Origin of the sequence: Blastococcus sp. MG754426, from assembly GCF_021699055.1 — a bacterium.
In the GTDB taxonomy this organism is placed as follows: domain Bacteria; phylum Actinomycetota; class Actinomycetes; order Mycobacteriales; family Geodermatophilaceae; genus Blastococcus.
Genome location: NZ_SSXC01000139.1, coordinates 1 through 3,194, shown reverse-complemented (window position 1 = coordinate 3,194; position 3,194 = coordinate 1). Strand labels below are relative to the sequence as shown.

Sequence of the window (3,194 nt, the reverse complement as noted above, 5' to 3'; positions counted from 1 at the left end):
GGAGGGGGCATCCTCGGGGGTGGTGGACGATGGTCCCCGTTCTGCGGAGCCCGGTGCCCCGCGGGACCGACAGTGGAGGGGTGCGGGCGGTGCGCGGGCCCTGTGCGGCGACGCCACGGCCTGTGCCATCAGGCCGGACGGACGAGGAGTGACCCCCGTGGTGGAGCCAGGACGCAGGCGCCTGGGTGACCGCTACGAGCTGCAGGAGCTCATCGCCGCCGGTGGCATGGGGCAGGTCTGGCGGGGGCTCGACGTGGCCCTGCACCGCCCGGTCGCGGTGAAGGTCCTGCGCAGCGAGTACACCGGCGACCCCAGCTTCGTCGCCCGCTTCCGGGCCGAGGCGCAGCACGCCGCGGGGCTCAACCACCCGGGCATCGCCGCCGTCTACGACTACGGCGAGGAGACGGCCCGCGACGGCTCGGGGGAGACCCTGGCCTACCTCGTCATGGAGCTCGTCCAGGGTGAGCCGCTGTCGGCCCTGCTGCACCGGGAGGGCCGGCTGGACGCCGACCGGACCCTCTCGCTGCTCGGGCAGACCGCCGCCGCCCTGGCCGAGGCGCACCGCACCGGCTTGGTGCACCGCGACGTCAAGCCCGGCAACATCCTGGTGCGCCCCGACGGCACGGTGAAGATCACCGACTTCGGCATCGCCTGGTCGGCGCGCGGCGTCGCCCTCACCCGCACCGGGCAGGTCATCGGCACGCCGCAGTACCTCTCCCCGGAGCAGGCCGAGGGGCGGCACGCGACGCCGGCCAGCGACGTCTACGCCCTGGGGCTGATCGGCTACGAGTGCCTCACCGGGCACCCGGCGTTCGAGGGCGACAACGCGGTCACCATCGCGCTCAAGCAGGTCCAGCAGGAGCCCGAGCCGCTGCCCGGCGAGCTGCCGCCCGGCGTCCGGACGCTGATCTCCCGCGCGCTGGTGAAGGACCCCGGCGCGCGCTTCCCCGACGGCGCGAGCTTCGCCGTCGCCGTGGCCGCGGTGCGGGCCGGTCGCCGTCCCGACTCCGGCACGGTGACCGTGGACGCCGTGCCGCGGCGCCGCCGCCCGGGACGGGGGCGGCCCGCGGGCGCGTCCTCCCCGTCCGGCCGCCCGGGTGCGCGGGCGGCGCACCCGCCGGTCCCGCGGCGGCGCGGACGGCTGGCGGTCGTGCTGCTGCCCCTCATCGGGCTGCTGGCCGGCGCCGCGATCACCGCCACGCTGCTCCAGGCGCTCACCCAGGGCGGGACCCCGAGCACCGCCGCCGCGGCCGAGGAGCGGATCGACGGCAGCATCGTGCTGGAGGAGGCCGACTTCCTCGGCCGGCCCGTGGGCGAGGTCGCCGAGCGGCTCGCCGACCTGGGGCTGACCGTCACCGTGCGGGCCGAGGTGCGCGACGACGTCGACCCGGACGCCGTCACCGGGGTCGAGCCGGCCGGGCGCCCGCTGCGCGCCGGCGAGCGGGTGCTCGTCCGCTACGCCGCGTCCCCGGAGCAGCGGGACGGTCCGCGGGCGCCGGCGGTGACCGGTGCCGCCGACCGCGCCGGCACCTCCCACGCCGCTCCGACCACCGAGGCGCCCGCACCGACGACCCGCAGCGACACGGGTACCGGCTCCGGCACGGAGACCGGGACCGGTACGGGCACCGGTACCGGCTCCGGGACGGGCACCGGGACCGGCACCCCCACGGGGACGACGACGCCCAGCCTCCCGGGCAGCCCCGCCCCGACCTCCACCGGCACGGAACCGGTGCCGACCACGACGCCCACGGCCACCACGACGCCCAGCGAGACCAGCGCCTCCCCGACGTCGGGCTCGACGAGCCCCGCCACGGAGCAGTGACCTCCCCCCACCGGCCGTCGTCGACCCTCCTCGGTGGGCGCTACGAGCTGCGGTCGCTGCTCGCGACCGGCGGCATGGGACAGGTCTGGCGGGGGCGCGACGTCGTCCTGCAGCGGACCGTCGCGGTGAAGGTGCTGCGCAGCGAGTACACCGGGGACGCCACCTTCCTCGCGCGGTTCCGGGCCGAGGCCCAGCACAGCGCCCTGCTGACGCACCGCAACATCGCCGCGCTGTTCGACTACGGCGAGTCCACCGCCGCCGACGGCGAGGCGCTGGCCTACCTGGTCATGGAGCTCGTCGAGGGGGAGTCGCTGGCCCAGGTGCTGGCCCGGGAGGGGCGCCTCCCCGTGGACCGCACGCTGGACGTGCTGCACCAGACGGCGACCGGCCTGGCCGCTGCGCACGCCGCCGGCCTGGTGCACCGCGACGTGAAGCCGGGCAACCTCCTGGTCGGCGACGACGGCACGGTGAAGATCACCGACTTCGGGATCGCCTGGTCCGCCGCGAGCGCGCCGCTCACCCAGACCGGCCAGGTCGTCGGCACCGCGCACTACCTCTCGCCGGAGCAGGCCGGGGGCAGCAAGGCCGGGCCGGCCAGCGACATCTACGCACTCGGCATGATCGGGTTCGAGTGCCTCGCCGGGCACCGCGCCTTCGACGGCGACAACTCGGTGCAGATCGCGCTCCGCCAGCTGCGCGAGGAGCCGCCACCGCTGCCGGCCGACGTCCCGGAGCAGGTGCGCACGCTGATCGAGCGGGCCCTGCTCAAGGATCCGGCCGAGCGGTACCCCGACGGGGCCGCCTTCCGCGACGCCGTCGACGACGTCCGCGCCGGCCGGCTGCTGCCGCCGGTGGCCCGACCGGCCGGCACCCGGCCGCTCGACGTCCTGCCCGCGCCCGCGCCCGCGCCCGCGGCCCGGCCGCTCCGGCTGCGCCTGCTCGCCCCGCTGGTGGCGCTGGTCGTCGGCGTGGGGCTGGGCATCGCCGCCCTCCAGGTGTGGGGGGACGCCCCGGCCGACGCCGGCGGCGGGAGCAGCGAGGCCCCGGAGCCCGTGGTGCTGGCCGCCGCCGACTTCGTCGGCCGACCGGTGGCCGAGGTGGAGGCCGAGCTCGCATCGGTCGGCCTGGGCGTGGAGCTCGTCGGCCGGGAGAGCGACGCCGTGCCCGCCGATCACGTGCTGGAGCTGGCGCCGGTGGGCGCCGTCGCCCCCGGCACGGTCGTCCTGGTCACCTACGCGATCGCGCCGCAGGAGCCGGAGCCCGCCCCGGTCGCGCCCGCGCCCGCGCCCGAGCAGCCGGTGACCCCCGTCCCGGTACCGGTCGGGGACGGTGGCGGCGGCGACGAGGCGGACGACGACGGGGACGGCGGGGG

The 3,194-nt window shown here is 77.6% G+C and carries 2 protein-coding genes; both read left to right on the top strand.

Annotated elements, in window-relative coordinates; genetic code table 11:
• The first annotated feature begins 157 nt into the window (after positions 1-157).
• Positions 158-1,822 (top strand): protein kinase, encoded by a 1,665-nt coding sequence (locus E9549_RS23880; RefSeq protein ID WP_308113180.1) that lies wholly within the window; start codon positions 158-160, stop codon positions 1,820-1,822.
• Positions 1,819-3,194 (top strand): protein kinase (locus E9549_RS22520; protein WP_236828828.1); only part of this gene is annotated, 1,376 nt, incomplete at its 3' end. The genes E9549_RS23880 and E9549_RS22520, both read left to right, overlap by 4 nt.